Origin of the sequence: Bradyrhizobium sp. HKCCYLRH3097 (assembly GCF_051167875.1) — a bacterium.
Lineage (GTDB): Bacteria > Pseudomonadota > Alphaproteobacteria > Rhizobiales > Xanthobacteraceae > Bradyrhizobium.
In genome coordinates this window covers 11,780-38,011 of the sequence record NZ_JBNPTX010000014.1, presented here as the reverse complement: position 1 = coordinate 38,011, position 26,232 = coordinate 11,780, and the positions used below count along the sequence as shown (strand labels likewise).

General features: G+C 66.3%; 28 protein-coding genes. 10 read left to right on the top strand and 18 right to left on the bottom strand.

Annotation, left to right across the window (positions count from 1 at the left end; all coding sequences use genetic code 11):
- The first annotated feature begins 90 nt into the window (after positions 1-90).
- The 3 genes from ACQR0U_RS27535 to ACQR0U_RS27525 all read left to right on the top strand — a co-directional run bounded on the left by ACQR0U_RS27535 (position 91) and on the right by ACQR0U_RS27525 (position 1,417).
- Positions 91-408, top strand: a complete 318-nt coding sequence (locus tag ACQR0U_RS27535) for a hypothetical protein (protein WP_315753128.1) — start codon at positions 91-93, stop codon at positions 406-408.
- 143 nt (positions 409-551) lie between these two features.
- A complete protein-coding gene (locus ACQR0U_RS27530; RefSeq protein WP_315753129.1) occupies positions 552-1,031 on the top strand; it encodes a hypothetical protein in 480 nt (159 codons plus the stop codon).
- 161 nt (positions 1,032-1,192) lie between these two features.
- A complete protein-coding gene (locus tag ACQR0U_RS27525; protein WP_315716033.1) occupies positions 1,193-1,417 on the top strand; it encodes a hypothetical protein in 225 nt (74 codons plus the stop codon).
- A gap of 42 nt (positions 1,418-1,459) precedes the next feature.
- On the opposite strand, the gene ACQR0U_RS27520 is transcribed toward ACQR0U_RS27525, so the two are convergent.
- The 11 genes from ACQR0U_RS27520 to flgB form a co-directional block, all read right to left on the bottom strand.
- Positions 1,460-1,900 (bottom strand): SRPBCC family protein, encoded by a 441-nt coding sequence (locus tag ACQR0U_RS27520; protein WP_315753130.1) that lies wholly within the window; start codon positions 1,898-1,900, stop codon positions 1,460-1,462.
- On the bottom strand, positions 1,900-2,226 hold the full coding sequence (locus ACQR0U_RS27515; protein WP_315716031.1) for an ArsR/SmtB family transcription factor: 327 nt from the start codon (positions 2,224-2,226) through the stop codon (positions 1,900-1,902). The genes ACQR0U_RS27520 and ACQR0U_RS27515 overlap by 1 nt, the downstream gene beginning before the upstream one ends.
- Before the next feature lie 59 nt (positions 2,227-2,285).
- On the bottom strand, positions 2,286-2,990 hold the full coding sequence (locus ACQR0U_RS27510) for a glutathione S-transferase (protein WP_315753131.1): 705 nt from the start codon (positions 2,988-2,990) through the stop codon (positions 2,286-2,288).
- A 217-nt stretch (positions 2,991-3,207) separates the two neighbouring features.
- Positions 3,208-4,179 carry a Tim44 domain-containing protein gene (locus tag ACQR0U_RS27505; protein WP_315753151.1) on the bottom strand — a complete coding sequence of 324 codons (972 nt, stop codon included), beginning with the start codon at positions 4,177-4,179 and terminating at the stop codon, positions 3,208-3,210.
- Positions 4,180-4,346: 167 nt separating this feature from the next.
- On the bottom strand, positions 4,347-6,914 hold the full coding sequence (gene cckA / locus ACQR0U_RS27500) for a cell cycle histidine kinase CckA (protein WP_316187258.1): 2,568 nt from the start codon (positions 6,912-6,914) through the stop codon (positions 4,347-4,349).
- 155 nt (positions 6,915-7,069) lie between these two features.
- Positions 7,070-8,149, bottom strand: a complete 1,080-nt coding sequence (gene flhB / locus ACQR0U_RS27495) for a flagellar biosynthesis protein FlhB (RefSeq protein WP_434844014.1) — start codon at positions 8,147-8,149, stop codon at positions 7,070-7,072.
- Positions 8,150-8,161: 12 nt separating this feature from the next.
- Positions 8,162-8,929, bottom strand: coding sequence for a flagellar biosynthetic protein FliR (gene fliR, locus ACQR0U_RS27490; RefSeq protein ID WP_315716025.1), 768 nt, complete (start codon positions 8,927-8,929; stop codon positions 8,162-8,164).
- A gap of 218 nt (positions 8,930-9,147) precedes the next feature.
- A complete protein-coding gene (gene fliQ, locus ACQR0U_RS27485; RefSeq protein ID WP_008965881.1) occupies positions 9,148-9,411 on the bottom strand; it encodes a flagellar biosynthesis protein FliQ in 264 nt (87 codons plus the stop codon).
- Between the two features lie 126 nt (positions 9,412-9,537).
- Complete coding sequence (fliE, locus tag ACQR0U_RS27480; RefSeq protein ID WP_315716024.1) at positions 9,538-9,894, bottom strand: flagellar hook-basal body complex protein FliE; 357 nt, start codon at positions 9,892-9,894, stop codon at positions 9,538-9,540.
- A gap of 16 nt (positions 9,895-9,910) precedes the next feature.
- Positions 9,911-10,336 carry a flagellar basal body rod protein FlgC gene (gene flgC / locus ACQR0U_RS27475; protein WP_315716023.1) on the bottom strand — a complete coding sequence of 142 codons (426 nt, stop codon included), beginning with the start codon at positions 10,334-10,336 and terminating at the stop codon, positions 9,911-9,913.
- Positions 10,337-10,365: 29 nt separating this feature from the next.
- The gene (gene flgB, locus ACQR0U_RS27470) at positions 10,366-10,773 is read right to left on the bottom strand and encodes a flagellar basal body rod protein FlgB (protein WP_315716022.1); all 408 of its coding nucleotides are present in this window, start codon (positions 10,771-10,773) and stop codon (positions 10,366-10,368) included.
- A 356-nt stretch (positions 10,774-11,129) separates the two neighbouring features.
- On the opposite strand from flgB, the gene ACQR0U_RS27465 reads away from it, so the two are divergent.
- Together ACQR0U_RS27465 and fliP are read left to right on the top strand one after the other, a co-directional pair.
- Positions 11,130-12,197, top strand: a complete 1,068-nt coding sequence (locus ACQR0U_RS27465; protein ID WP_434844013.1) for a flagellar biosynthetic protein FliO — start codon at positions 11,130-11,132, stop codon at positions 12,195-12,197.
- Positions 12,194-12,946 carry a flagellar type III secretion system pore protein FliP gene (gene fliP, locus ACQR0U_RS27460; RefSeq protein WP_315716020.1) on the top strand — a complete coding sequence of 251 codons (753 nt, stop codon included), beginning with the start codon at positions 12,194-12,196 and terminating at the stop codon, positions 12,944-12,946. The genes ACQR0U_RS27465 and fliP overlap by 4 nt, the downstream gene beginning before the upstream one ends.
- Before the next feature lie 64 nt (positions 12,947-13,010).
- Here the strand turns inward: fliP and ACQR0U_RS27455 are convergent, their stop codons facing one another.
- Positions 13,011-13,673, bottom strand: coding sequence for a cation transporter (locus ACQR0U_RS27455; RefSeq protein WP_434844012.1), 663 nt, complete (start codon positions 13,671-13,673; stop codon positions 13,011-13,013).
- Between the two features lie 66 nt (positions 13,674-13,739).
- On the opposite strand from ACQR0U_RS27455, the gene ACQR0U_RS27450 reads away from it, so the two are divergent.
- On the top strand, positions 13,740-14,147 hold the full coding sequence (locus ACQR0U_RS27450; protein ID WP_315716019.1) for a MerR family transcriptional regulator: 408 nt from the start codon (positions 13,740-13,742) through the stop codon (positions 14,145-14,147).
- A 157-nt stretch (positions 14,148-14,304) separates the two neighbouring features.
- Here ACQR0U_RS27450 and ACQR0U_RS27445 read toward each other — a convergent pair whose 3' ends face one another.
- From ACQR0U_RS27445 to fliL, 5 genes are all read right to left on the bottom strand, one after another.
- On the bottom strand, positions 14,305-18,054 hold the full coding sequence (locus tag ACQR0U_RS27445) for a tetratricopeptide repeat protein (RefSeq protein WP_434844011.1): 3,750 nt from the start codon (positions 18,052-18,054) through the stop codon (positions 14,305-14,307).
- A gap of 103 nt (positions 18,055-18,157) precedes the next feature.
- The gene (locus tag ACQR0U_RS27440; RefSeq protein WP_315716017.1) at positions 18,158-18,928 is read right to left on the bottom strand and encodes a flagellar protein FlbB; all 771 of its coding nucleotides are present in this window, start codon (positions 18,926-18,928) and stop codon (positions 18,158-18,160) included.
- Positions 18,925-19,410, bottom strand: coding sequence for a DUF6468 domain-containing protein (locus ACQR0U_RS27435; protein WP_315753139.1), 486 nt, complete (start codon positions 19,408-19,410; stop codon positions 18,925-18,927). Before ACQR0U_RS27435 ends, ACQR0U_RS27440 begins: the two co-directional genes overlap by 4 nt.
- Entirely contained in the window at positions 19,407-20,609 is a 1,203-nt protein-coding gene (fliM, locus tag ACQR0U_RS27430) for a flagellar motor switch protein FliM (RefSeq protein WP_315716015.1), read from the bottom strand. Before fliM ends, ACQR0U_RS27435 begins: the two co-directional genes overlap by 4 nt.
- 20 nt (positions 20,610-20,629) lie before the next feature.
- Positions 20,630-21,124, bottom strand: a complete 495-nt coding sequence (gene fliL / locus ACQR0U_RS27425) for a flagellar basal body-associated protein FliL (RefSeq protein WP_315716014.1) — start codon at positions 21,122-21,124, stop codon at positions 20,630-20,632.
- A gap of 377 nt (positions 21,125-21,501) precedes the next feature.
- On the opposite strand from fliL, the gene flgF reads away from it, so the two are divergent.
- From flgF to flgH, 4 genes are read left to right on the top strand one after another with little or no spacing between them, the layout of a single operon-like run.
- Positions 21,502-22,266: a flagellar basal-body rod protein FlgF gene (gene flgF, locus ACQR0U_RS27420; RefSeq protein WP_315753140.1), complete on the top strand. Its 765-nt coding sequence runs from the start codon at positions 21,502-21,504 to the stop codon at positions 22,264-22,266.
- Between the two features lie 22 nt (positions 22,267-22,288).
- Positions 22,289-23,077 (top strand): flagellar basal-body rod protein FlgG, encoded by a 789-nt coding sequence (gene flgG, locus ACQR0U_RS27415; RefSeq protein ID WP_315716012.1) that lies wholly within the window; start codon positions 22,289-22,291, stop codon positions 23,075-23,077.
- 22 nt (positions 23,078-23,099) lie between these two features.
- Positions 23,100-24,164 (top strand): flagellar basal body P-ring formation chaperone FlgA, encoded by a 1,065-nt coding sequence (gene flgA, locus ACQR0U_RS27410; protein WP_434844010.1) that lies wholly within the window; start codon positions 23,100-23,102, stop codon positions 24,162-24,164.
- 5 nt (positions 24,165-24,169) lie between these two features.
- Positions 24,170-24,949 (top strand): flagellar basal body L-ring protein FlgH, encoded by a 780-nt coding sequence (gene flgH / locus ACQR0U_RS27405; protein ID WP_315716010.1) that lies wholly within the window; start codon positions 24,170-24,172, stop codon positions 24,947-24,949.
- A 357-nt stretch (positions 24,950-25,306) separates the two neighbouring features.
- Here the strand turns inward: flgH and ACQR0U_RS27400 are convergent, their stop codons facing one another.
- Positions 25,307-26,098 (bottom strand): 2-keto-4-pentenoate hydratase, encoded by a 792-nt coding sequence (locus tag ACQR0U_RS27400; RefSeq protein WP_316167109.1) that lies wholly within the window; start codon positions 26,096-26,098, stop codon positions 25,307-25,309.
- Positions 26,099-26,232: the final 134 nt, after the last annotated feature.

Below are 26,232 nucleotides of genomic sequence, written 5' to 3'. Positions count from 1 at the left end.
GCAATGTCGTACGGCGAGATCAATTGCGATCCGTCGCCGAATTATGTAACCTTAGATTGTTGACCTATTCATTTTCTTCCTGGAGGCGTCATGAAACGAGGTCTCTTCGTTGCCATCACAATTGCTCTTGCCCTGATCACCATGGCCCCCGGCAGCGCCGGCGCGGTCGGTCCCGGTCGTGCGTGCGGCGGATTTGCCGGCATCCCTTGCAATGCCGGTCTTTATTGCGAATTCCCGGCCGGCCAGTGTGGCCGGTTCGACATGATGGGTGTCTGCCGCCGAAAGCCGACGTTCTGCAATCGCATCTACATGCCGGTGTGCGGCTGCAACTTCCAGACCTACGGCAACGACTGCGAGCGCCGCGCCGCCGGCGTATCGCTGTCGCATCCGGGCCGCTGCTGGTTCTGACGAAGCGATCGCGCCACTGCCGCCGGCAGGTGACCGCGGCCCGTCAACACGCGGTCACGTCGGCCGACGATCTTGTGCGGCCGCGGCGCATCGCGCTTGCATGACCTCCGCGCGCAGGCTTCAATGGCGCGGGGGTATTTGGAATGCAGTCATCGCTTTGCTCATTTGGCCGCTTGGCCGGTTTTGTTTTTCTCGTTGCGTTGAGCAGCGCGCTGCTGCCGCAGGCCGCGCGGGCGGATCGCTGCGACGACCTCGCCAAGGAATTGAAGAACGGCATCGACGGCATCAAGATCGGCCAGACCGCGGCCGGCACCGTCTATCTCGCCCATCCCAAGGCGCGCGAGATCACGCTCGGCTGCTCATCGAAGAACGTCAGCAATCAATTGTTCGGAAAATCCGAGCGCAAGCCGACGCCGGCCTTCATCGAGCTGATGGCGAGCGCGGCGGCGATCGTGTTCACCTTGCCGAAGGACGACATGCAGCGCGGCGTCACACGCTGTTACCGCCGGCTCGGGATCTTCCGCGGCGACGACGTCGCCAGCCGCTACCGCCGGCTCGACATGCGCTGCGCCCGAACCAAGACCGAGTCCTCGATCACGATCAGCCGCAGCAAGGATCAATAGGCCGGTGTGACGCTACAGCCCGCCGTTTCTGCACCGACAGCAGCGACCCGTTCACTATTCGCCGCGCCACCGACAGTTGCAGACAATTCGAACGATCTGATTGACGAAGTTTTCGTGAGCGATGGCCACGCTTGTCGCAACACCAAGCGAGGAGCTGGACAATGTCCGTTTCGAGCGTTTCGTCGTCATCGCCGCCGCCCTCACCGCCGCCGATCTCGACCGAGACGACCAAGCCGCAGACCCAAGACACGCAGGCGCGGAACCAGACGCAGCAGAGCCAGGCCGTCAATCCCGCCAAGACCGGCGACGAGGCGGCCGCGGAGAAGCAGGCCTCGCGTCCGCCGCTGCCGCCCGGCCAGGGCACCCGCGTCGACATTCTCGCCTGACGATCCCACACCCTCAGGCCAACTTCGTATAGCGGCGGCGCCTCAGGCATCCGCCGCTATACGTGTGATGGCATCGCCGATACGACTCCACCCCTGTCCCATGATGTCGAACTGAAACTTGTTGCCCGGGAAGACGAAGCCGTCATGGACCATCCGCAGATGCGTGCCGCCCTCGGCCGCCGTCAACGTCCAGGTCACGACGCTGTCGAGCCGTAAGCCGTAGGCCGGATTGGAGTCCGAACCGCCCTTCCAGGAATAGCTCAGCAGATGCGGCGGCTCACAAGCGAGCACCTCGCAATGAACGACGCCATCCCAGTCGCCCACCGGCTTGGTGCGGAAGGTGAAGCGATGACCGGTGGCCGCGACGAAGTCGTTCGGCATCAACCATTTCGCGATCAGGTCGCTCGTGGTCAGCGTGCGCCAGATCTTGTCGGGCGAATGGGGCAGATGCTTCTCCACCACGATCGCATGCGCCTCACCCATCACTCGGTCTCCTTCAACAGTGCCTCGAGGCCGGCAATGCGCTCATGCCAGAATGCGCGGTAATGACCGAGCCAGTCGACCAGCGGCACCAGCCCTTTTGGCGCGACGCTGTAGTAGTTGTGGCGGCCGTCGCGCCGTTCGCTGACCAGCCCGGCGTCGCGCAGCGCCTTGAGATGCTGTGAGATCGCCGGCTGGGATACCCGCGAGCCCTGCACCAGGCCGGTGGCCGCCACCTCCCCCTCGCGCGCGATGCGCTCGAACACGGCTCGCCGCGTCGGGTCGGCAAGCGTCTTCATGACGGATGTCAACTGGGCTTCGACGGTCATAAGGAATGTATAAGCCAATGCTTATACATTGTCAACGGGTGGCGCCGCGGAGCCTCGCCTCACGCATCCAGCGCCTTGTAGTGGCGGAAGATGCCGTCCTCGTTGAAGGCGATGCGGCGCTCGCTGCCGAGATAGGCTGATATGTTGGGCCTGCTGGCGACGCGGTCATGCAGCGCGATGAGGCTCGGGATGTTGCGCTCGAACGCCATCATGCGCTTCGGGAACGCGTAGCGCAGGCCGGCGACGATCTGGAACAGCGACAGGTCCACATAAGTGAGCCGGCGCCCGGTGACGTAGGCGCCACCGCTTTTCGATAGGAGCTGCTCGAAATAGCCGAGGAATTTCGGCACCCGCTCGCTCCAGAACTCGGCGGTGCGCTTCCTGGCCGGCGCGCGCTGGTCCTCGTAGTACAGCGTCGGCCCCAGCGGATGATGCGTGTCATGGATCTCGACCACGAAGTCGGTCACGGTGAGCTGCAGCTGATGCACCCAGAGCTGGCCGGCTTCGGCCTTCGGCGCGAGCCCATGACGGCTGCCGAGGAACAGCAGGATGTTGGCGGTCTGGCCGATGACGCGGCGGCCCGCTCTCAGGAAGGGCGGAGCGAAGGGCGGCGTGTCGCTGACCGCCTCCATCATCGCCGTCATCGTAGCGATGCCGTCCTCGCGCGCGACGTCGCGATAGGCGGCGCCCGCCTCCTCCAGCGCGAGACGCACATATTCGCCGCGGCCCTGGATCATGGGCCAGTAGTAGAGCTCGTAACGCATCGGCCATCCTCGCAGTGATGCGCCCACACGTTCGGCTCGGACGACGTAACGGACGCGGTGTTCGTTCGCCGCGAAGCAGTATAGCAGCCTGCCACCGCCGGTGCTCGTCCGATCGACCGGGAACAGCCGCCATCGGGCTCGCGCGGGGGGGGAATTGTTGACAAGCAAAAGCGCCGCGGATTGCTCCGCGGCGCCTGATGAGGATCTCAAGTCAGGCTCAGCTGACCTGCTGGATTCCCGACAGCTGCCAATCGGCGCCGGCGTGGCGTAGGAAGGTCCAGATCTCCGTGACCTCCTGCGGCTGGTCGGAGCCCTCGACCACGCGACCCGAGGCGCGCTCGATGGTCTTGTCGGCCAAGGTGAAGCGCATCGCGACCGTGGCATAGTCGGCGCCATTCTCGCGCCAGGCTTCGGCGAGGTCACCCTGCAGCAGCTTCACGGCGCTGACCTTGTTGACCACCCCGCGGGCCTGGTTCTGCTCGAGATCGCGCTCGAAATACGAGGCCATCTCGGGCGTCGACAGCAGCCGCAGGCGGCCGACATCCTCGTTCGACCAGGCGGACTGGATCTCGCCGAGCAGCCGCTCGAACGCCTCGTAGTCGGCCGGCAGGATCTGCAGCGGCGGCGTGTTGCTGCCACCGCCGAAGCCGCCGAAACCACCAAGGCCGCTGAGGCCCGACCGCAAGCTCGGCTGGCCGTCGGTGGGCGTCGGCGCCGGGCCGGCGGCATAGGCCGGCTGGTTGCGGCGCTGCCACCAGGCCATCCCCATGCGCACCAGGAACACCACCAGCAGGACCTGGAGGATCAGGCCGATGATCGAAGCGAAGCCGCCGAGCCCGGAGAACAGCCCGCCGCCGAACAGCATGCCGAACAGGCCGGCGCCGAGGAAGCCGGCAGCGAGGCCGCCCAGCAGGCCGCCCGCGCGGCCGCCGAACAGCCCGCCACGCGCGGGCGCAGCCGTGTTGAAGCCGCCGGGCTGGCCCGGCTGGGTGATGGTGCGGTTGAACTGCGACGCCGATCCCGGCGCGGTCGCGGTCGGAGGCGGCGCGGAGAAGGTACGCGTGCCGCGGGAGCCCGAGCTGGAGCCGCCGCCGATCCGGGCGTCGGCCGCCGAGACGGCGAGCACCGTCGGCAGCGCCAGTGAAAGGGCCACGGCCATCGCCTTGAGGAGGCCGCTTTTGCGCTGCATGAAGCTCATCTGTGTTTCCCATAACTCCCCGGAATGGGGATGCCTGTAAGATGGGCACAACCCGCGAAAAGGGAAGGCGGCACGAGGCCGCGCGGCTGCGGCGCGGGGTCGCGGGATGAACGCGCCCGGCCGGCTTGCCAAGGAATTTGCCAAGGAACTCCGGTAACCTATTGCGGCGCCATGGTTTCCTTGACCGCCGCCACGAGCTGGCTGAGCGTGAAGGGCTTCGGCAGGAACGCGAACTGCTGGTTCTCCGGCAGGCTCTTCTCGAACGCATCCTCGGCATAGCCCGAGACGAAGATGATCTTGATCTCCGGATTGCGCTCGCGCATCGCTTTGAGCAGCGTCGGCCCGTCCATCTCCGGCATCACGACGTCGGACACCACGAGATCGAGCACGCCGTCGCACTCGTCCAGCGCCTCCATCGCCTCGACGCCGTTCGACGCCTCGATGACGCTGTAGCCGCGTGAGCGCAGGCCGCGCGCGTTCAGCGCCCGCAGGCCCTCCTCGTCCTCGACCAGCAGGATGGTGCCCTGCCCGGTCAGGTCGGCGCGCGGCTTCGACGCTTCCGCGACGGCCGGCTCCTTGACGGCGCCGTTGGCCGCGTGCGGCTCGGCCTGGACCTCCGGCACGACGATGTGCCGCGGCAGGAAGATCTGGAACGAAGTCCCCTTGCCGACCTCGCTGTCGACGTAGATGAAGCCGCCGGTCTGCTTGATGATGCCGTAGACGGTCGACAGTCCCAGACCGGTGCCCTTGCCGACCTCCTTGGTCGAGAAGAACGGCTCGAAGATCTTCTCGCGGATCTCGGCCGGAATGCCGGTTCCGGTGTCACTGATCTCGATGCGGACGTAGTCGGCCACCGGCATGCCCTTGTAGGCGGCCTGCGCGACCTCGTCGGCCGAGACGTTGGCGGTGCGCACCGACAGCTTGCCGCCATCGGGCATCGCATCGCGGGCGTTGACCGCGAGATTCACGACCACCTGCTCGAACTGCGAGACGTCGACCTTGACCGGCCACAGGTCGCGGCCGTGAACCAGGTCGAGCTTGACCTTCTCGCCGATCAGCCGGCGCAACAGCATCGTCAGGTCGGACAGTGCGTCACCGAGATCGAGCACCTGCGGCCGCAGGGTCTGGCGGCGCGAGAACGCCAGCAGCTGGCGCACCAGCGTCGCGGCGCGGGTCGCGTTCTGCTTGATCTGCATGATGTCCTGGAACGACGGGTCGGTCGGCTTGTGCGCGTTCAGCAGGAAGTCGTTGGCCATCATGATGGCCGAGAGCACGTTGTTGAAGTCGTGGGCGATGCCGCCGGCGAGCTGGCCGACCATCTCCATCTTCTGCGACTGGTTGATCTGGTTCTCCAGCGCGCGGCGCTCGGTGGTCTCGAGCAGATAGACGATCGCGGCCTCGGTCTCGCGCTCGTCCTCGTCGACGGCGGTGACGAAGAACTGGCCGAAGCGCTCCTTCGCGCCCTCCAGCATCACCTCGACCGGCGGAATGTCCGCCTGCCCTTCCGAGGCCTGGTTGATCGCGGCGATCAGGAGGTGCCGGTCGCGCTGGCTGACGGTGCGGAAGATCGATTTCGCCGCGGCCACGTCGCCGCTGACGCTCTGCGCCAGCTTGGCGTAGCGCGCATTGGCCCTGACCACGGCGCCGCCGCGGTCGACGGTGGCGATGGCCATCGGCGTATGGTCGAAGAAGCGCATGAAGCGCACCTCGGCGGCGCGCTCCGGATCGGAGCGCTCGTCGCGGGCGCGGCTGATGACCAGGGTGCGCGAGGCGCCCGGCTTGCCGTCGGCGCCGAAGGCGAGCTTGTGGTAGAGCCGCGCCGGCATGGTCTTGCCGCCGCGCATCTTCAGGTCGATGTCGAACACCTCGGTGCGGACCTCGCCGGGCACCGCCACGATCGAGGTCAGCAGCGACGCGCCGTCGCCGGAGACGACGTCGGCGAGCTTCAGGCCGCCCGAGCCGATCTCGGCGAGATCGTAGTCGAGCCAGTTGGCTAGCGTGGCATTGACGTAGACGAGGCTGCCTTCCGGATTGACCGAGAAGAAGCCGCACGGCGCATGGTCGAGATATTCGATCGCATGCTGCAGCTCCTGGAACACGTCCTCCTGGCGCTCGCGATCCCGCGTGATGTCGGCGATCGACCACACCGCGTAGCGGGCGTGGCGCTTGGTCTGGCCGAGCGGGCGCACGCGCATCCGCAGCCAGCGCCCCTGCGCGCCTTCGGCCGCGGTGATGCGCACCTCCTCCTGCTGCCGCTTGCCCTCGCGCGCCGCCTTGAGCAGGCGGAACACCGCTTCGGAGACATCGGGATTGCCGATGAAGACACGCTCGACGGGACGCGCCTCCTGCGCGGTCGCCGCTCCCGTCATGTTGAGATAGGCGGCGTTGGCGTAGACGACATGGCCGCGCGGATCGGTCACTGCGAGGCCATCGAAGGCGTGATCGGCGATCGCGCCCAACACCGGATCGTCGGTCGCCTTGTCGGCGAAGCGGACGATGCCGGCGGCGAACGCGAACAGATTGAACAGGCCGACGGTGGCGAGCAGCGACAGCAGGCCGAGAATATAGGGCTGCGCCTGGGCGCGGCCGATCGTCATCAACGCGATCGCGACCGCGACGAGACCGAACGCCACCAGCAGGATCAGCAGAATGCTGCCGCTGCGGCGCGGCCGCTCCGGCAGGCCCACCTGATCCTGTAACCCATCGTTGTCGGAATCGGCGCTCATGGCTCGGGGACGCGACCTGTCGGCTGGGAGCCCCAGCCTGTTCGCGCGGCTCCCCCTTCCACCTGCCTGAATCGACGGGTCAAGCGCAAGCCCGTCAAGCCGATATTCCATGATTTATCCGTATTTTGCGGTCCGTCCATGGACCGAATCGGTTGTCATCGCGGGCGCCCCGAGAGGTTGCGCCGCAGCCCCATCACGTAGCCGATGATCTCAGCGACGGCATGATAATGTTCCACCGGGATCTCCTCGTCGATCTCGACGGTGGCATAGAGCGCGCGCGCCAGCGGCACGTTCTCGACGATCGGGATGTCGTGCGCCTTGGCGACCTCCCGGATCTTGAAGGCGATGTTGTCGACGCCCTTGGCGACGCAGACCGGCGCCGCCATGCCACGCTCGTAGGACAGCGCGACCGAGTAGTGGGTCGGGTTGGTGATGATCACGGAGGCCTTGGGAACCGCGGCCATCATGCGCTTCTTCATGCGCTGCTGGCGGATCTGCCGGATGCGTCCCTTGACGTGCGGGTCGCCTTCCGACTGCTTGAACTCCTCCTTCATCTCCTGCACCGACATCTTCTGGCGCTCGTACCATTGCCGATACTGGAACAGGTAGTCGCCGATCGCGACCAGGGCGAGCAGCGCGACCACCGAGCCCATCAGATGCGTCGTCAGCGAGATCGTGACGCCGAGCAGCTCGCTGACGTCCATATGCAGCAGCGATTCGAGGCGCAGCCGCTCCGGCCACAGGATCATGACCATGACCGTGCCGAGCAGCACGAGCTTGAACAGCCCCTTGGCGAAATTGGCCGCGGCCTGCTTGCCGAACAGGCGCTTGCCGCCGGCCAGGGGCGAGATCTTGCTCAGGCTCGGCTTCATCGGCTCGCCCGACCAGACCAGGCGATGCTGCATCATGTTGCCGGCGATCGCCGCCAGCATCACCATCAGGATCGGCACGCCGATGGCTGCGATCACGGCGAACGACAGGCTGCGCGCCAGCGCCAGCAGGCCGGCGCCGTCGGTGTGGATCATCCAGGAATTGGCGATCAGGTTGCGCATCGGCACCAGCACCGCGGTGCCGATCGAGCCCGAGAAGGTCGACATCACCAAGGTCGCGGAGGCGATCACGAACCAGGTGTTGAGCTCCTGGCTCTTGACGACGTCGCCGCGTTCGAGCGCCTGGTCCAGCCGCTTTTGCGTCGGGTCTTCTGTTTTGTCTTCGGAATCGGCCTCATCGGACATCGATCGGCCCCCTCACCGCGGCATCATCTCGTGCATGACGCCTTCGAAATAGCCGAGAAACGTTCCCATCATCGCGGTCAGGACCAGCGCGAAGATCAGGAAGCCGATCAGGATCGAGAGCGGCGCGCCGACGAAATAGACCTGCATCTGCGGCATCAGCCGCGCCAAGACGCCGAGCCCGATGTTGAAGACCAGGCCGAACACCAGGAACGGCGCCGATAATTGCAGACCGATCTTGAACGCCGCGGCAAACGCCTTGGTCGCCAGTGAGGCGACGTCGCCGCTCGGGATCAATTCGCCCGGCGCGAAGATCTTGTAGCTGTCGCTGAGCGCGGCGATCACCAGGTGATGGCTGTCGGTCGAGAACAGCAGGGTCACGCCGAGCATGGTGAGGAAGTTGCCGATCAGGACGCCCTGCTGTCCCTGCGTCGGATCCACCGCGGTGACGAAGCCGAGTCCCATCTGCTGCGCTATCACGGAGCCCGCGACCTGCAGCGCCGACAGCGTCACCCGCGCCGTCGCGCCGAGCACGATGCCGATCACGATCTCGTGCACCATCATCACCAGGAGCGGCGACAACGCCTGCAGGTCGACCTGATAGGCCTGACGGTGCAGCGGCAGCACGATCATCGTGAGCAGCAGCGCGGTCGCGAGCTTGATGCGGACGGGGATGTTGACCTCGCCGAGGCCCGGCAACAGCATCACCATGGCGCCGACGCGCGCGAAGGCCAGCATGAACACGGCGGCCAGCGCCGGAAGGAAGGATATATCGATGCGCATCGTCCGCCGTCACGGCCCTTTCGACCGCATGCTGGTGCGGCACGACGGTCTTTGAAGAGACAGCCTCCGACGAGGCAACCTGCGAAGAGGCAGCCTGCGAAAAGCTTGCCCGAAAGGCTGCCCGCGCGCGACCGAAAGCAGCAGCGCCCCCCGCACTGCTCCTTACGACCGCTCGCAGCGCCCTCACGCAGGCCTGCCCTGCCGCCCCGGACATTGCCTCATCCGCCGATGATTCGCGACGAGATCCGCATCATGTGCGAATGCAGCGCATCGGCCATGAACGGCAGCGCCAGCAGCAGCGTCACGAAGATCGCGATGATCTTCGGCACGAACACCAGCGTCTGCTCCTGGATCTGCGTCAGCGCCTGGAACAGCGAGACGACCACGCCAACCACGAGGCCGACCACCATCAGCGGCGACGACACCAGCACGATGGTCCAGATCGCATCGCGCGCCACATCGAGCGTTTCAGCTCCCGTCATGTCCTGTCGTTCCTCACTGTCAATCGGCTCCGGTCCGGCACCCGCCTCATCGCGCGCAGTCGCGGCAGACGGCAAATCCCCTGGGCGCATCAGGCACGTGGCGGCCTGAAGCGTCACGAGCTGCGCCTAGATCGTCATCTTCATCACGTCTTCATAGGCCTGGATCACGCGGTCGCGCACCGACACCAGCGTCGACACCGCGACGTCGGTTTCGGCGACCGCCGTGACGACATCCATGACGTTTGCCTTGCCCGCGGCCATCGCGACCGCCTGACTGTCGGACTTGCGTCCGGCCTCCATCACGCTGCCGATCGCGTCCTTCAGCACCGCGCTGAATGACGGACCACCCTTGTCGGCGCCGTTGCCGCTACCGAGCACGTCGCGCACGCGCCCAAGGCTGCCGAAGGCACCGCTCGAGCCGCCGGTGTCGAGCACGCGCGCGGAATTCGCGTAGGCATTCGCTGCGGAGATTGGGGAGGCCATGACTTTCGTTCCTGTCCTAGGTCTTCAGAATGTCGAGCGTGCGCTGGATCATGCGGCGCGTGGCGCCGATGATGTTCAAATTCGCCTCGTAGGACCGCTGCGCATCACGCATGTCGGTCATCTCGATGAGCGGATTGACGTTGGGGTACTTGACATTGCCGGACGCGTCCGCGGCCGGGTTACTGGGGTCGTATTTGACGCGGAACGACGATTGATCGGGCACCACCTTGCCGAGTGCCACCACCTTGGCGTCGAGCGCACGATCGAGTGCCGAGGTGAATGTCGGGACCTTGCGGCGATACGGATCGCCGCCCGCCTTGGCAGCGGTCGAATCGGCATTGGCGATGTTCTCGGAAATGACGCGCATACGTCCCGCCTGCGCACGCAGGCCGGAGGTCGCGATGCTCATCGAGCGGAGGAAATCGCTGGAGTCGTTTGCCATGCTTGTCGGTCTCTGTCCTTAACCCGAGCTCAGCCCTTGCCGATCGCCGTCTTCAACAGATGCAGGCTCTTGCCGTACAACGAGGTCGCCGCGGCGTAGTCCATCTGGTTGGCGGAGACCTTCAGCATCTCCTCTTCGAGGCTCACCGCGTTGCCGGCGGGCCTCGTCTGAAATCCGACCTTGCGGTTCTGGTCGAAGCTCGCGCTCTCGCCCGACGACGGGGCGATGTGCGCGGTGCTGGTCCGGGTCAGCGACAGCGGCGCAAAGCCGCCGACCGCCTGGCCGGTTGAATCGAACTTCGGCTCAACCAGATCCTTCGGCTTGAAGTTTGGCGTATCCGAATTGGACACGTTCTCGGACAGCACGCGCTGGCGCTCCTGATGCCATTGCATCTTGGTCCGCAACGCCGACAACACGGGGAGATCGTTGATGGACATGGCGCTGCTCGGTTGTGTCCGACTACCGGACGGTTTGGGTAGGTAGAAATTGCCGTGCATATGGTTAACAGGGAGTTAAGAAAGGGTGCGATGCCCACCGGGACTATCCCGGTGTCTTGACGAATTCTTAGGAAACTGCCGGGGTCCCAGCCGACCGATGCATCATTCCGGGACGGCGCGGCTCGCCAAGAAGTCGTTTTGGCCCGGCCGATTCATGGGTTATTAAGAGGCGGAGCGGCAGTTCCTGCCGTCATGCGTTAACAGGTTGGTTCCGGTTCTGAAGCTCCGTTCGCTGCCGGCGATGCGTTGGACAGACGAAAGACTTCGAAAGGACGCGGTATTTGCCGGGGACAGAGATGCAGGCACTGACGTTCTTTTTTGCATTCGTGGCGGTGCTGGCGCTGATCGGCCTCGCCGCTTGGCTGGTCCGTCGATTCGCGGGCAATCGTCTCGGCACCAACCCGAATCGCGGCCGCATGCCCCGGCTTGCCGTGATCGATGCCGCCGCCGTCGATGGCCGCCGCCGTCTCGTGCTCGTGCGCCGTGATAACATAGAGCATCTTCTGATGATCGGCGGGCCGACCGACATCGTGGTCGAATCCAATATCGTGCGCGCCATGCCGGCGCGCGAGCAATTGCCGCAGCGGCCGGGCATCAGTGCCGAGCCGCCGGCGGCGCGCATCGCGCCGCTGCCGGATGCGCCGTCCTGGGCCGACAACGAGCCGAAGACCGAGGCCGCCGAGCATGCCGAGTTGCAGATGCCGGAGCCGCCGCAGCGCCCGATGCGGCCGTCGTTCATCGATGAGGTTCGCCGCACGGCGCCGACTGCCGCAGAGCGGCGTGAGCCGGCACCGGCATTTCCGCCGGAACCACCGCTCCCTCCGCGCCGTCCCGATCCCCGCCAGGACCTCCGGGCGGACGTCCGTGGAGAACCGCGCGGCGGAGACGAAGCCCGCCTGGAGCCGCGCCCAGAGCGGGTGGCCCGCGGTGAACCAGTGATGCCGCGCCCGTTGCGCCCCGCCGAGCCGCAGCGTCAGGCCGAGGCGGCGCGCCCTTCCGAGGGGCCCCGGCTGCCGCCGGTGCGGAGCGCTGAGCGCGCAGCCGAGCGCGTCGAACGCGCGGCGGCGCCGCCGCTGCCGCCGGTGGCCCAGATGCCGCCGCCACCGCCCCCGGCTGCCCCGCCGCCCGCAGCGGCCGATTCGAGCGCCGAAGCCAATCTGGCCGAGATGGCGCAACGGCTCGAGGCCGCGCTGCGGCGTCCATCAGCCGATCCGTCGGCTGCTCCGGTCTCGGGTCCCCCGGCGCTCCGGGCGGCCGCGCGCAGCGAGCCGCCTGCGGCGCAAACCGCGCCGGTCAAGACCAGCTTCGAGAATCTGGAGGACGAGATGGCCTCGCTGCTCGGACGTCCGAAGTCGTCTCAGTGAGATCGCTGCTTCCCCCGCGTAGAGTTGTCTTCACCGCTGTTCTGACTGCCGCCGGTTTACTGGCGGGACGTGCTGCTGCGCAGGACATCAGCATCAATCTCGGCGCCGGCGGTGGCGGCGTCACCGAACGCGCGGTCCAACTGATCGCGCTGCTCACGGTGTTGTCGATCGCGCCGTCGATCCTGATCATGATGACGTCGTTCACGCGCATCGTCGTCGTGCTGTCGCTGCTGCGCACGGCGATGGGCACAGCGACCGCGCCGCCCAACTCGGTCATCATCGCGCTCGCGATGTTCCTCACGGCGTTCGTGATGGGCCCGGTGCTGCAGAAATCCTATGATGACGGCATCCGGCCCCTGGTGGAGAACCAGATCGGCGTCGAGGACGCGCTGCAGCGCGCCTCGGTGCCGCTGCGCGGCTTCATGCAGAAGAACGTGCGCGAGAAGGACCTGAAGCTGTTCATGGACCTCTCCGGCGAGCCGCCGCCGGCGACGCCCGACGACCTGTCGCTGCGCATCCTGGTGCCGGCTTTCATGATCTCCGAGCTCAAACGCGCCTTCGAGATCGGTTTCCTGCTGTTCCTGCCCTTCCTGATCATCGACCTCGTGGTCGCCTCGGTCCTGATGTCGATGGGCATGATGATGCTGCCGCCGGTCGTGGTGTCGCTGCCGTTCAAGCTGATCTTCTTCGTGCTGGTCGACGGCTGGTCGCTGGTGGCCGGCAGCCTGGTGCAGAGCTACGGCGGGTAGGTTTCACCTCTCGGTGTGAGCGAAAGGCAGTCGGTCGTGACTTTCCATTGACACGTGCCCTCGATCAGTTCGCCCGGATTGGGCTTGCGATGGGGCGCGATGTGGGGGAGCCGCGCAACTCGATGCGAGCTCGCTGTATGATGTGCCAGCCACCGCTCGAACCAAGCGCGGCCATGATCGCCGCCACAATGAGATCCGGCCATGCCGTGCCGGTGCCGAACACACCGGCTGCGGCCGCGAGTACGGCGACGTTGCCGATCGCATCGTTCCGGGAGCAGATCCAGACCGACCTCATATTCGCGTCGCCGATCCGGAAGCGGTAGAGCATGAGGGCCACGCCCGCATTGGCGACAAGGGCGAGCATGCCGACGATCCCCATCGCCTTCGCCTCCGGGAGGGTGCCGGTCATTGCGTGCCAGACAGTGGAGGCAAGGACAAGGACGCCAAGCAGGACGAGCGACCAGCCCTTCAGAAGGGCGGCGCGCGCTCGCCAGCTCAGCGCCAGTCCCGCCACTCCGAGGCTGATCGCATAGTTGGCCGTATCACCGAGGAAGTCGATCGCGTCCGCCTGCAGCGAGGCCGACCCGGCCGCCACGCCTGCTGCGATCTCCGTCAAAAACATGGCTCCGTTGATAGCCAACGCAATCCAGAGCGCACGACGCCAGCGGGGGCTGTCCAGTTCCCTCGGAGGGGAAGAGGAACAGCAGTCGTCATGACAACCAGGCATATCGTCGCCTCTTACAAGATGATGCGACGTCCTATATGGACCCTGTAGCCACTATAGGGTCAAGCCATGTCACGACTGACCATCGGAGACCTCGCGAAGCGGACCGGCACCAAGGTCGAAACGATCCGCTATTATGAGCGGATCGGCCTGCTACCTCTTCCGGCGAGAACCGAGGGCAATTACCGAGCCTATGACAACGACCAACTGGGGCGACTGAGCTTCATCCGGCGTGCCCGCGACTTGGGCTTCTCCATCGACCAGGTCCGTGACCTGCTGGACCTCGCCGATCAGCGAGACCGCTCGTGCGACGCGGTCGACGTCATCGCCGGCCAACACCTGGCAGAGATCGAACGCAAGATCGCGGACCTCGTGGCGCTGCGCGACGAGCTTGCCGATGTCATCGGGCGCTGCAAGCACGGCACCGTTGCCGACTGCCGCATCATCGAAGCACTTGCGCCACATCGCTCTGACTGAACGAACGAGACAATGGCCGCTCCACCGGCGTCGCAAGGCAGTCTCGAGCTTTCGTCTGGACGCGCGTCGGGCGGATTGCGGACAGTATCGCGATGAGCTCGGCTTCGGCCTGGTCGGCTCATCTGGTGGCTCTCCGGCTCTGCGTGTGGCGCCGAAATCAACGGCCGGCGATCGCCTGCTTGACGCCCTGGATGCGCGGCAAGGCGCCGGTCGCTTCCGACGGGGCCTTCGCGGCGTCCTTGCCGCCGTCCGGCCCTTTGCCGGTGGCATCGGGGAAGCGCGCCCGCATGTCGCGGAGGAAGCCGTCGAGCGTGTCGACACTCGCGGCCATCTTCGCGATCTGCGCGAATTCGGCGCTGGAACCGCTCGCCGGCTTGCTGGCGACGTCGAACGCGATCTTGTCCGCCTCGCCGGTCATCAGCGGCGCATATTTCTCGCGGAAGCGGGCGAGGCCGATGGCGTCGTCGGCAAGCGCATAGCCGACCACGGCGCGCAGGATGTCGCCGCGCTCCGCCGGATTGAGCGGGCGGAAATCGCGCCAGCGATCGCCGTAGTAGAGCTCGATCTGCTCGGACGCCTCGCGCCAGCGCCGCGACGCCCAGTAGATGTCGGAGCGCAGCCGGATCGCCTCGCGGCCGCCGATGTTGCTGATGATGTCCAGCCCGAGGTCGTAACGACCGATGTCACTGTTGGCGCGCGCCTCCAAGAGCAGCCGCTGCTGGCGCAGCTCGCCCGAGAGATCGGCGATGCGGGTGGTGCGCAGCGCCTCGATGGCGCGGTCCGGCTTGCGGTTGGTGAGGTAGACCATGGCGAGACGCGCGGCGACCTGGGCGCGCGCCGCACCTTCGAGGCGGTGGTCGACCTGGTATTGCAGAAGCTCGGCGGCCTGATCGAGCAGATCGATGCCGACCAGGCGGTCGGCGAGCTTGCGGATCATCTCGTCGCCGCGGCGGCCGATCGGAGTCAGCTCGCGAAACCCGTAGAAGATGCTGAGCGCATCGACCGGCGGAAGCTCGTCGGCCTTGCCGCTCAGGAACAACTGCGAGAACAGGCGGGAGGCTGCATCCTGGGCCTGCCGCGCCAAGTCGGAGTTGGGCATCAGGCGGGTGGCCTGGCGAGCGGCCTCGAGCGAGTCCGCGTAGCGCCCGGCCTCCTCGTAGAGCTGCGCCATCATCTGCAACGTCTGCACCTCGATGGCGTCGCCGCGCCAGATCACCTGCAAGGTCTCCAGCTCCTTCAACGCGTCGGGCGGCTTGATCTCGCCGCGCTTCTGCAGAAGCTTGATCTCGAGCAGCTTGGCCTCCGCGGCCGCCATGCGGTCGTCGGAATTGACGGCGAAGCGATAGTCGTCGAGCGCATCCTTCTCCTGCGCCATCGCCTCGGCGAGTCGGCCGCGCAGCACGGCGATGTCGGGCTTCATGTCCGCGGGCACGCCGATCACGTCGAGCTCGGCGCGCCGCTTCGCGGCGCCGGCGAAATCCTTGATCTCGAGCGCCGACTTCATCGCGTCAGCGATCACGACGCGCTGCAGGTCGAGCGGCAGCGAGGCGATGGCGAACTCGACGTTCTTCAGCTTCTCGCGCGCGTCCGCGAACTTGCCCTGCCGGGCGAAGGCGAGGCCCTTCCACATCTGGGAGTCGAAATTGTTCCCGATCGACGGCGTGGCGAGATCCTTGAGCCCCTGGTCCGGCCGGCCCATCAGGATGCTCGCCACCGCGTGGATCATCAGCATGGCGGTCTCGTCGGTGCGCGGGTCGGCGTCGGAGATCATCAGATTGGTGACACCGCGCGCTTCCGGATACATCGCTCGCGCCATGTAGAAGCGCGCCAGCGCCAGCCGCGCCTGCGCCCGCCGCTCCGGCTCGGCGTTGGCCGCGGCCTTGATCAGGAGATCCTCGCGCGGCACGAACGGCTGGGTCTGGTTCTGCTGCCATTCGTCGATGTCGAACATCGGCCTGACAGCGGTCGGCGCCCGCTCCGGCGAGAAGCCGATCGACGACAGCGTCAGCCCGCCCGGCCGGCCCAGGATCACCTTGTCGGGCGCGATCTCGACGGCCACGTCATCCGAATTCGGACGCACCGCGATGCCGTGAATGGAATCGAGCAGCGACAGATCGACGAAATCCTGGCGCTTGATGAAGCCGCGGATCGGCGGCGGCGCCGTCACGACCAGCAGCGTGTCGCCGGCATCCGGGTCGGTCACCCGGTGCAGCATGCCGGCTCCGGGATTGGCGAGCGGCACCATCACATTGGCAAGCGCGGGATCGGTGACGTTGCGCATCACCATCAGCGGCTGCTGATTGGCCTGGCCCTTGTCGGCGAACGACAGCATCCAGCTGCGCCCGCCATCATCGCTGCCGAGCGAATGCATCTGCGGGCGGTTGAGCCGGATCCGGATGGCCTGCCCGTTCTCGAGCGACATCCTGTTGACCTCGCCGATGATGGCGCCGCCCTTGGCGCGGATGGGTTCGACGTCGACGGGCTTGGTCGAATCGAACACCATCCATACCGTATCGCCGCGGCGGAACAGCGCCGCTGGCGTGACCTGGCCGAAGCCGAAGGTGAGCCGCAGGCCCTCACTGTCGCGCAGGGCCTCCAGGGTGGCGGCTCCATTGGCTGCCTTCTCGGCCGGCTTGGTTTCGGCAGGCTTGGTTTCGGCCGACTTGGTCTCGGCAGACTTGGTCTCGACGGGCTTGGCGGCTTCGGCTTTGCCGGCCTCCGGCTTCATCGCCTCGGGCTTCGCTGGTTCGGATCTGGCGGCTTCAGGCGCAGCAGCTTCAGGCTTGGCGGCCTCGGGCGCGGCTTCGGCCTTCGCGGCGGCGGGCGCGGCAACAGCCGCTGCCGACGGCGCCGGCTGGGCTGCGGGCTCGGTGGCCGGCGCCGCGACCGCAGGCGCCGGCTTGGCCTCCGTCTTCATCTCCTTGGCGATGGTGTCGGAGGTCGGCGGCACGATCTCGGGCTGCGCAGCCTGCTTCGGCTTGTCGCCATTGGGTTTGCTGCCGTTGGGTTTGTCGGCCGCGGCTGCCTTGGCGCCCGGCAGCGTGTCCGAGGAGACTGCGGAGACCTTCTTGTCCGGCTGCTGATAGGCGACGTCGATGTTGTAGTTCTTCTCCTCGCGGAAGGCGCGAACGTCGACCTCGCCGACCAGGCCGAGCTCGACGACGGTCCTGCTGCCGTCGATGCGCTGGTTGATCGCGGCGACGTTCGGCGGCGCGACGAGCTTGGCGTCGGCGAGATCGAAGGACAGCGGCGCGGTGAAGAACAGCGACAGCTTCTGGTCGTTGAGCACCGAGGAGATACCGACGCCGTCGGGGATCTCGAACACGAAGCGCACGAAGGTCGGCTGCACCAGCGCGCGCACGCGGATCGGCGGCCGCTTCTTCGATTCCGCCTCGGCGCGCTGCAGCCGCAGCGCCTTCTCGGCGGCGCGCGCGCGCTCGGCGAGCTCGCGCACGACCTCGGCCGGCAGCGGCGGCGGCGGGCCGGTCCAGCTGTCGGGCAACAGGTCGATGAAGACGCGTTCGCCCGCGGTCATGGTGTTGACGCGGACCTTGCGCGACAGCGACAACCGCAGCGCCGAGCCGTCGGGGTCGCCGCGGGCCGATGAGATATAGTCGGGCGCAGCATCCACCCAGCGGTCGATCGGAACGGTGGCGGCGCGATCGAACCTGATCAGCAGAATCGAGCCGGCGGTGGTGACGTCGGCGCTGACGTCCTCGGCGAATTTCAGCACCAGCCGCGCATAGCCGTCCTGAGCCGACAGGCTCGCCTCGCCCGGCACCGGCGCAGCGCCTGCCGCGACCGTGGACAGCACCAGACCAATGACGATGGCCGACAGCAGGGCAAGGCCGGCGCGCGCCCGTGCGCGGGCCTTCGACCGCAATCCAATGGGAGTCGTGCGCGCCATGGTCACAAGCTTCCGGTTCGACATCCGCAACTTGACGGATACGCCTGCCCCGCCACGCCGGAAATCTAGGTGCCGGCGTTTAAGGGCGCATTAAACATGCGGCTCAATTGCTCTTCACAGGCACGATCTTGCCCTCGATCTTCGGCAGCTCGGCGCTGGTCTCGGGCCTGTCGGCGCCGGCCCGGCGCGCGAGCTCGACGGTGAGCCGCTCGGCGGCCTCCGGCGTCATCAGACCGAGAATGTCCGACATCTTGCGCGGGGCGATCTGCGAGGCGATCTCGATCAGCACCGACATCTCGAGCCGGTCGAACACCTTGGCGGCATCCTTCGGCTTCATGCCCTCGTACATCGTGACGATGCTCTTGAAGCGGGCGTTGTCGGCCTCGGTCTTGGCGGCCTGCGCGCCGGAGATGCGGCCCTCGATCGCCTTCATCTCCTCGGTCTTGGACTGGATGCGCTGCTCGGCGGCGCGCAGCAGGCTCTCGCGGATGTCGATCTCGCGCGCGCGCGCGTCGAGCTCCTGGCGACGCGACTGCAGCCGCTCGAGGATCGCCTTCTCCGCCGGCGACACCTGCTGCTGGTTCTCCTCGGGCTTGATCACCACGCCCTCGGGCTTGGTGTCGGGAGCGGCGGGCTTGGGCGCCTCCTCCTTCTTCTCCTTCGGCGCGCCGTGCGTGGAGCCGGTGACGATGTCGTTGTCCTCGCGGCCGGGATAGCCCAGGTTCTCCTGGGCCCAGGACCGCTTGGTCGGGTGAGGGTCATAGTCGAAAACGTAGCCGCCATCGATCACGAGGCCGGCCACCTTCAGGACCGCAAGGCAGGCCACCGCGATCAGGACGACGGGAATGACGCGGATGTTACGAAACGCATTCATGCGGCAAGGCCACCAGTCCTTCGACGTTCGGAGAATGCCTGGGCCGCGGCGGCAACCGCCTTGGCACTGGAGACGCGCACCGGCTCGGTCGTGATCGCCGGCACCGGCGCAGGCGCAGGGGCCGGCTCCGGCGCGGCTTCAGGCGAGGTGATGGGTCGCGCGGCGCTGGCGATGCGCGACAGCCGGCGCACCACGCCGTCGCTCTCGGCGAGCTGCTTGCGCAACTGGTCGGACATCTGCGTCGCGGCGGCGAGCTGATTGCCGAGATTGTCGTTGACGTCGCGCACCGCGAGCTTGAGGCCGCCGATCGCCCGCTCGGCGATCTCGGTCGCGGTGATCAGCTCCGCGATCACGGCCTTGAGCGAATGCTCGTCCGCCTTCAGCCGCTTGAGCCTGGAATTCAGCAGCATGCAATAGCCGATGGTCAGCACGAGAAGGACCGCCACCAGGCTTTCGATGATCAATCCGAGGGAGTGGTTCATTGGGCCTCCATCAACTTGTTCTGGCCTTCTGCGCCTTCGAACATCGCAAGCGTCGTATTCGGCTTGCGCAAATTCTTGGTGACACGGATCGCGACGCGGTCGCCGACCCGCCCCATCCGCCCCTCCGTCAGCATGGTGCTGCCGCAGCGGACCGCGACCAGCGCATCGGGACGGATGTCGAGCGGCAGGGTGTCGCCGACCTTCAGCTTCATGAGCTGCTTCAGCGGCACGTCGGCCTCGTAGAGCACGGCGTCGACGGCGATCTCGGCCTTGGCGATCTCGGTGGCGAAGTGGCCTTCCCAGACGGGATCGCGGCCGAACTTCTCACCCATGAACATCTGCAACAGCACCGGCCGGATCGGCTCGATCGTCGCGTAGGGCAGCAGCAGCTCGATGTTGCCGCCGCGATCTTCCATGTCGATCCGCAGCTTCACCAGGATCGCGGCATTGGCGGGCCGGCTGATCGCGGCGAAACGCGGATTGGTCTCGAGCCGGTCGATGGTAAAGCGCACCGGCGACAGCGGCCGGAACGCCTGCTCGGCATCGCTCAGCACCACCTCGATCAGGCGCTTGACCAGGTTGGTCTCGATCGTCGTGTAGGGGCGACCCTCGACGCGGAGCTGGGTGTTGCCGCGGCGGCCGCCGAGCAGCACGTCGATGATCGAATAGATCAGGGTCGAGTCGACGGTGGCGAGCCCGAAATTCTCCCACTCCTCCGCCTTGAACACGCTGAGCACGGCGGGCAGCGGGATCGAGTTCATGTAGTCGCCGAAGCGCACCGAGGTGATGCGATCGAGCGAGACCTCGACGTTGTCGGAGGTGAAGTTGCGCAAGGACGTCGTCATCAGCCGCACCAGGCGGTCGAAGACGATTTCGAGCATCGGCAGACGCTCGTAGGAGACCATCGCCGAATCGATGATCGCGCGAATGCCGGAATGGTCGTCGAGACTGACCTCGCCGGCGGTGAAGCCGAGGAGATTGTCGATCTCCTCCTGCGACAGCACCCGCTCGCCGCCGTTCTTGGTGGCGCCGAAATCGCGGCTGCCGTCCTCGACCATCGCGGCCCATTGCAGGGCCATCGATTCGGTGAGTTCATTGGCTGCTGCGGCTTCCGCGGCCTCTGTGGGATCCTCCGAGTCGAGCGAGGCTTCCCATTGCGCGGCTATCGCATCCTGGTCGACTTGATCGTTGCCCGCCATGATCGTTGAGCTTCTTTGCCTTACTGGACCACGATTTCCTTGAACAACACCGCGTTGACCTGGTTGGGCGCCAGCGCGACGTTGACCCGCTTGGTGAGCTCCTCCTTGAGCCGGAACAGGCCCGCCGAGCCGTTGAGGTCGCTCGGCCGGAGCTCGCGCAAGTACGTCTGGAAGATGTCGGTGACGCGCGGCAGCGTCGGCTTGATCGACTCGACCTGCTTCTCCTCCTTCACCTCGAGCACGATCTTCACTTTCAGATATTGGACGCGGTCACCGGGATTGCCGACCAGGTTGACGAGAAGGTCCGGCACCTCGACGAAGGCCGGCGGCTTCGGCGGCGGCGCCGCCTCGGCGTGATGCTCGTCGTTCTTGTGGCTGAAGAAGAAGAAATAGGCCGCACCACCGACGCCGAGCAGCGCCAGCGCGCCGACGACCATGATGATCAGCTTGAGCTTGCTCTTCGGCGAGCCTGCTTGCTCCTCGCCTTCGCCTGCTCCGGCGTCGTTCTCGGCCATAGCTTTCGGATCCTTCCGGAAAATCGAGCCGATGCCGCCAGAAAGCTTAATGACGCGAAACCAACGCTCCCAGCGCATCTGCGCTTTGTTGAGTGAACGCTACGGTAACAATGGTTAACGGAAGCTTTCTTTTGCCGAGGCGGTGGGAAAATCTTGCCGGGCAATTATGGTTAGCGAGACGTTATTGCCGGGCGTTTCGGACGCCATCGAAACTCTAATTCATTGATAAGAATACGATTTTCATAGTGGCACGGCTTTCGCTGTACCCCTTGCGAACCCGCCGGCTTGGGAGAGCTGAACGGTTCGTTGAAGACCCGGTCGAGACCGCCTTGGGAGAGGTGCCGCGAACGGGATTCGTTAAGAGGGGAGATCGACCGGTGGAGAACGCGCTTCTCATCGGATTGTCGCGACAGATGGTGCTGGAGCGGCAACTCGACGTCGTTGCCAACAACGTCGCCAACGTCAACACCAACGGCTTCAAGGCCGATCAGCAGCTGTTCGAGGAGTATCTCTCCTCCGGCGCGCACGAAGACAATTTTCCGGGCGCCGCCCGCAGGGTGTCCTATGTCCAGGACCGCGGCACCTATCGCGACTTCTCGCAGGGCTCGATGCAGCGCACCGGCAACGCGCTCGACGTCGCCGTCACGGGCGACGGCTTCCTGACGGTGCAGACCGCGGCCGGCGAGCGCTACACCCGCGACGGCAATCTGCACATGAACAATCTCGGCCAGCTCGTCACCGCCGCCGGTGACCTCGTGCTCGGCACCGGCGGTCCGATCGTGTTTCAGCCGACCGACCACGACATCAACATCTCGCCCGACGGCACCGTGACGGTGGTCGAGGGCGTCAACCGCACCGACTCGATCCGCGGCAAGCTGCGCATTGTCAACTTCGCCGATCCGCAGGCCGCGCAGAAGCAGGGCAACAACCTCTACGCCGCCGCCGGCGGCGCCATCCCGCAGCAGGACACCAAGTCGACCGTGCAGCAGGGCTACATCGAGAAGTCGAACGTCAGCGCGGTCGGCGAGATGAGCAAGATGGTCGAAGTGATGCGCGCCTACACCCAGGTCGCCAACATGCTCCAGGTCCAGAGCGACCTGCGCAAGAACGCGATCGAGAAACTCGCCGACGTTCCGGCCTGACAGATCTTGAAGGAGACGTGACATGCAGGCGCTTCACACCGCTGCGACCGGAATGGCGGCACAGGAACTCAACGTTCAGGTGATCTCCAACAACATCGCCAACCTGCGCACCACCGGCTTCAAGAAGCAGACGGTGGCGTTCCAGGACCTGATCTACGAGCACATGCGCCGCGTCGGCGCGCAGTCGTCGGACCAGGGCACGATCCTGCCCGTCGGCATCGACATCGGCGGCGGCGTCAAGACCGTCGGCACGCCGCGCTCGATGACGCAGGGCACTCTGTCGCAGACCGGCAACGATCTCGACCTCGCGATCTCTGGCGAGGGCTTCTTCAAGGTGCTGATGCCCGACGGCACCTTCCAGTACACCCGCGACGGCACCTTCCAGATGGACAATCAGGGCCGCATCGTTACCGCCCAGGGCAACCCGGTGCAGCCGACCATCACGATCCCGCAGAACGCCTCGGGCATCACCGTCAACGCGCAGGGCCAGGTCTCGGTGACGCTGCCGGGCTCGACCACCTCGAACATCATCGGCCAGCTCCAGGTCACCCGCTTCATCAACAAGGCCGGCCTGCAGCCGGTCGGCAACAACCAGTTCACCGACACCCCCTCCTCCGGGCCGCCGCAGGACGGCGTCGCCAACCAGGACGGTCTCGGCAGCATCACCCAGGGCAGCCTGGAGCAGGCCAATGTCGACGTCGTCAGCGAGATGAGCGAGCTGATCGCCGCGCAGCGCGCCTACGAGATGAACGCCAAGGTCATCTCGGCCGCGGACCAGATGCTGCAGTCGACCACTGCGCTGTTCCGCTGAGGTTCGAAGGGAGATCACCGTCATGACCCGTACCGTCCGTCCCTTCGTTCTTGCGGCCGCCCTGCTCGCCTCGACTGCGCTATCGGCGCTGGCCGGCGAGGCCGACGACCAGATCAAGGCGCCCGTGCTGCGCTCCACCGTGAACGTCACCGGCGACATCGTTCGCGTCGGCGACCTGATCGACAATGCGGGCGTCGCGGCCAACATCGCCGTCTACCGCGCGCCCGACCTCGGCACGACCGGCGTGCTGCCGGCCGCGCAGGTGATCGCGACCCTGCGCACCCACCAGGTGATCGGCGTCGAGGTCCGCGACATCAAGGAGGTCGCGGTCACGCGGCTGGCGCGCGCCGTCGACGCCAAGGAGATCAGCACGACGGTGGCCCAGGCGCTCGATCACCGCAACGGACTTGGCGATGCCGCCAACCTCAGCATCAGCTTCGACCAGCCGGTGCAGGACCTCAAATTCGAGGCCTCGACGTCGGGCACGCTGGCGCCGACCAGCGTCCGGTTCGACCCGCGCAGCGGCCGCTTCGACATCACCTTGGAGCTCGGCCATGCCAATGGCGCGAGCCCGACCAAGCTGCGCTACACCGGCACGGCGATCGAAACCGTCGAGGCCGTGGTGCTGACCCGCAACATCGACCGCAACGAGATGATCCGCTCAGGCGACCTGCAGACCGAGCGGCGGCCGCGCGCCGAGCTCGGCGGCGGCGACCCCGCCACGCGCGAGCTCGCGGTGGGCATGCAGATGCGCCGCCCGGCGCGCGCGGGCCAGGCGCTGAAGACCACCGACCTCGCCAAGCCCGACCTCGTGCAGCGCGACCAGGCGGTCACGCTGATCTTCCAGACCGCCGGCATCTATCTCACCACGCGCGGCAAGGCGCTGGAGTCGGGCACCGAAGGCGACGTCGTCAGCGTGCTCAATCTGCAGTCCAAGCGCACCGTGACCGGTCGCGTTTCGGGTCGCGGGCAGGTCTCCGTCGACATCGCCGTCGCCAAGCCGGCGCAGACCTCCGAAGCCGACATCGCCGCACCCGTCGCCGTCGCCAGCCGCCTTCCCACCTCCGCCACCCCGAAAGCCGAGTAAGTTTCATGTCGAAGTTCAAGTTTGATGATCGGGGCGTCTCGAGCCTGCGCCGGGTCGCGCTGATCTCGGTTTCCTTCGCGGTGCTGTCGATCGCCGGCGGATGCTCCTCGATCGACCGTCTCAGCCAGATTGGCGAGCGGCCGAAGCTGACGGAGATCGACAATCCGACCACGCAGCCGGGCTACAAGCCGGTGCAGATGCCGATGCCGAAGCCTGAAACCGTGTCCTACGCGCCGAACTCGCTGTGGCGCAACGGCTCGCGCGCCTTCTTCAAGGACCAGCGCGCCCGTCAGGTCGGCGACCTCCTGACCGTCACGGTCAGCATCTCCGACAAGGCTAATTTCGCCAACGAGACCCAGCGCAGCCGCACCAACAAGGAGGATTCGGGCATCACCGACTTCATCGGCGCGAAGACGCTCGGCGTGCAGGCGCAGAAGGTGCTGCCCGGCCGCATCCTGACTGCCGACGGCACCTCGTCCTCGGACGGCAAGGGCACGATCCAGCGGTCGGAGTCCTTGACCACCAGCGTCGCCGCGGTCGTGACGCAGGTGCTGCCGAACGGCAACCTCGTCGTCGAAGGCAAGCAGGAGATCCGGGTCAACTACGAGATCCGCGAGCTGATCGTGGCCGGCATCGTGCGGCCCGAGGACATCCAGAGCGACAACACCATCGACTCCACCAAGATCGCCCAGGCCCGCATCTCCTACGGCGGCCGCGGCCAGATCTCCGACGTCCAGCAGCCGCGCTACGGCCAGCAGGTGATGGATATCCTGCTGCCGTTCTGAGGCAAACCTCAGCATCAATGACCGGGCGGAGCCCGCCCGGTCGCTCAGGAAGCCGCCCATGCGATGACCTCGCAAGGCGCAAATCGAAACGAGGACCAGGACACACGACCGAAATCCCTCCCCGCGCGAGAGGGTCGGACAAGGGATGGCCGAGCGCGATATGGGTCACGGCGCATGACCCCCGCAGCCGCCGCCCTTCTCTGAAAACGAGCTCCCACATTGCCCAATGCGAACCTAGGCGCGGCGGGTGATGTATACGCGGCCTCCGGTAGCTCCCCTGCCGGAGGCCGCGTTCGTTTTGGCTGTCACACCCGAGCTGACGGACCCCAGCTCAAGACGTTCCGGCCCTACCTCGGCTCACCCGAACGTCGCCTCGACCACACCGAGGCCGTCCAGCTCCATCCTTACCCGGTCGCCGGCCTTGAGCCAGATCGTCTTGACCAGGCTGCCGGTCAGGACGAACTGCCCGGCCTCGAGCCCGTCACCACTGGCGGCGAGATGATTGGCAAGCCAGGCCAGCGCATGGACAGGATGTCCCAGCACATCCGCGCCAGTGCCCTCGCCGACCAAGGTGCCGTTGACGATGGCACGGCCCTGCACCGCGGCCAAGTCCGCTACGGCAGCGCGTGGGAGCGCAGGGCCGAGGACACAGCCGGCAGCAAAGAAATCGTCGGCGACGAGCGTCGGCGCGCCCAGCGTCTGCCATTGCACATAACGGTCGTCGACGATCTCGATCGCCGCGTGACAGTCGCCGATCGCCTCGACGACACGATCCATGGTGAACGGCGCGTCCAACGGCAGCAGGTCGTGCTTGAGCCGCACGGCGATCTCGCATTCGACGCCCACGCGGACGAAGTCGGCCGTGCGCAGTTCGACACCTGTCTGGTGAATACCGGACGCGAACACTCCGCCGGAACAGGGATGCGGAATGCCAAGATAGTCCTGCATCACCTTGCTGGTGCAGCCGATCTTGTAGCCGGCGAAGTCACCGGCCTGTTCGGCGAGCAGCCAATGGACTTCGCGCTGGATCTCATAGCCGGCAGCTTCATCCTTCGGCTGAAGCTGAGGCGGCAGAGCCCCCAAGGGCGCCCGTTGCTTGCGGGCATCTACGATCAGTCGCGCAGCGGAAAGTATCTCGTCTGCTCCCATGGCCCTTCAACTCCCTTGGCCCGCGGTCCGAACCGGCATCGCAGGATCTATGGTGAACGGATTGTTTATAAACGAGTTTTGGGCTCCCATCTCAGCTTCATCAACAATTTGAGACGGCGCGGCCGCAGCGCAAG

Bases quoted from the DNA above. Each gene is read 5' to 3' on its own strand.
- ACQR0U_RS27440 (WP_315716017.1), bottom strand. From the start codon at position 18,928: ATGAATGCGTTTCGTAACATCCGCGTCATTCCCGTCGTCCTGATCGCG.
- cckA (WP_316187258.1), bottom strand. From the start codon at position 6,914: ATGAGCGCCGATTCCGACAACGATGGGTTACAGGATCAGGTGGGCCTG.
- ACQR0U_RS27435 (WP_315753139.1), bottom strand. From the start codon at position 19,410: ATGAACCACTCCCTCGGATTGATCATCGAAAGCCTGGTGGCGGTCCTT.
- ACQR0U_RS27520 (WP_315753130.1), bottom strand. From the start codon at position 1,900: ATGGGTGAGGCGCATGCGATCGTGGTGGAGAAGCATCTGCCCCATTCG.
- flhB (WP_434844014.1), bottom strand. From the start codon at position 8,149: ATGTCCGATGAGGCCGATTCCGAAGACAAAACAGAAGACCCGACGCAA.
- fliR (WP_315716025.1), bottom strand. From the start codon at position 8,929: ATGCGCATCGATATATCCTTCCTTCCGGCGCTGGCCGCCGTGTTCATG.
- ACQR0U_RS27450 (WP_315716019.1), top strand. From the start codon at position 13,740: ATGTCACGACTGACCATCGGAGACCTCGCGAAGCGGACCGGCACCAAG.
- ACQR0U_RS27505 (WP_315753151.1), bottom strand. From the start codon at position 4,179: ATGCAGCGCAAAAGCGGCCTCCTCAAGGCGATGGCCGTGGCCCTTTCA.
- ACQR0U_RS27535 (WP_315753128.1), top strand. From the start codon at position 91: ATGAAACGAGGTCTCTTCGTTGCCATCACAATTGCTCTTGCCCTGATC.
- fliQ (WP_008965881.1), bottom strand. From the start codon at position 9,411: ATGACGGGAGCTGAAACGCTCGATGTGGCGCGCGATGCGATCTGGACC.
- ACQR0U_RS27530 (WP_315753129.1), top strand. From the start codon at position 552: ATGCAGTCATCGCTTTGCTCATTTGGCCGCTTGGCCGGTTTTGTTTTT.
- flgA (WP_434844010.1), top strand. From the start codon at position 23,100: ATGACCCGTACCGTCCGTCCCTTCGTTCTTGCGGCCGCCCTGCTCGCC.
- ACQR0U_RS27510 (WP_315753131.1), bottom strand. From the start codon at position 2,990: ATGCGTTACGAGCTCTACTACTGGCCCATGATCCAGGGCCGCGGCGAA.
- ACQR0U_RS27525 (WP_315716033.1), top strand. From the start codon at position 1,193: ATGTCCGTTTCGAGCGTTTCGTCGTCATCGCCGCCGCCCTCACCGCCG.
- ACQR0U_RS27455 (WP_434844012.1), bottom strand. From the start codon at position 13,673: ATGCCTGGTTGTCATGACGACTGCTGTTCCTCTTCCCCTCCGAGGGAA.
- flgB (WP_315716022.1), bottom strand. From the start codon at position 10,773: ATGTCCATCAACGATCTCCCCGTGTTGTCGGCGTTGCGGACCAAGATG.
- ACQR0U_RS27515 (WP_315716031.1), bottom strand. From the start codon at position 2,226: ATGACCGTCGAAGCCCAGTTGACATCCGTCATGAAGACGCTTGCCGAC.
- ACQR0U_RS27465 (WP_434844013.1), top strand. From the start codon at position 11,130: ATGCAGGCACTGACGTTCTTTTTTGCATTCGTGGCGGTGCTGGCGCTG.
- fliM (WP_315716015.1), bottom strand. From the start codon at position 20,609: ATGGCGGGCAACGATCAAGTCGACCAGGATGCGATAGCCGCGCAATGG.
- fliE (WP_315716024.1), bottom strand. From the start codon at position 9,894: ATGGCCTCCCCAATCTCCGCAGCGAATGCCTACGCGAATTCCGCGCGC.
- ACQR0U_RS27400 (WP_316167109.1), bottom strand. From the start codon at position 26,098: ATGGGAGCAGACGAGATACTTTCCGCTGCGCGACTGATCGTAGATGCC.
- ACQR0U_RS27445 (WP_434844011.1), bottom strand. From the start codon at position 18,054: ATGGCGCGCACGACTCCCATTGGATTGCGGTCGAAGGCCCGCGCACGG.
- flgG (WP_315716012.1), top strand. From the start codon at position 22,289: ATGCAGGCGCTTCACACCGCTGCGACCGGAATGGCGGCACAGGAACTC.
- flgH (WP_315716010.1), top strand. From the start codon at position 24,170: ATGTCGAAGTTCAAGTTTGATGATCGGGGCGTCTCGAGCCTGCGCCGG.
- fliL (WP_315716014.1), bottom strand. From the start codon at position 21,124: ATGGCCGAGAACGACGCCGGAGCAGGCGAAGGCGAGGAGCAAGCAGGC.
- flgC (WP_315716023.1), bottom strand. From the start codon at position 10,336: ATGGCAAACGACTCCAGCGATTTCCTCCGCTCGATGAGCATCGCGACC.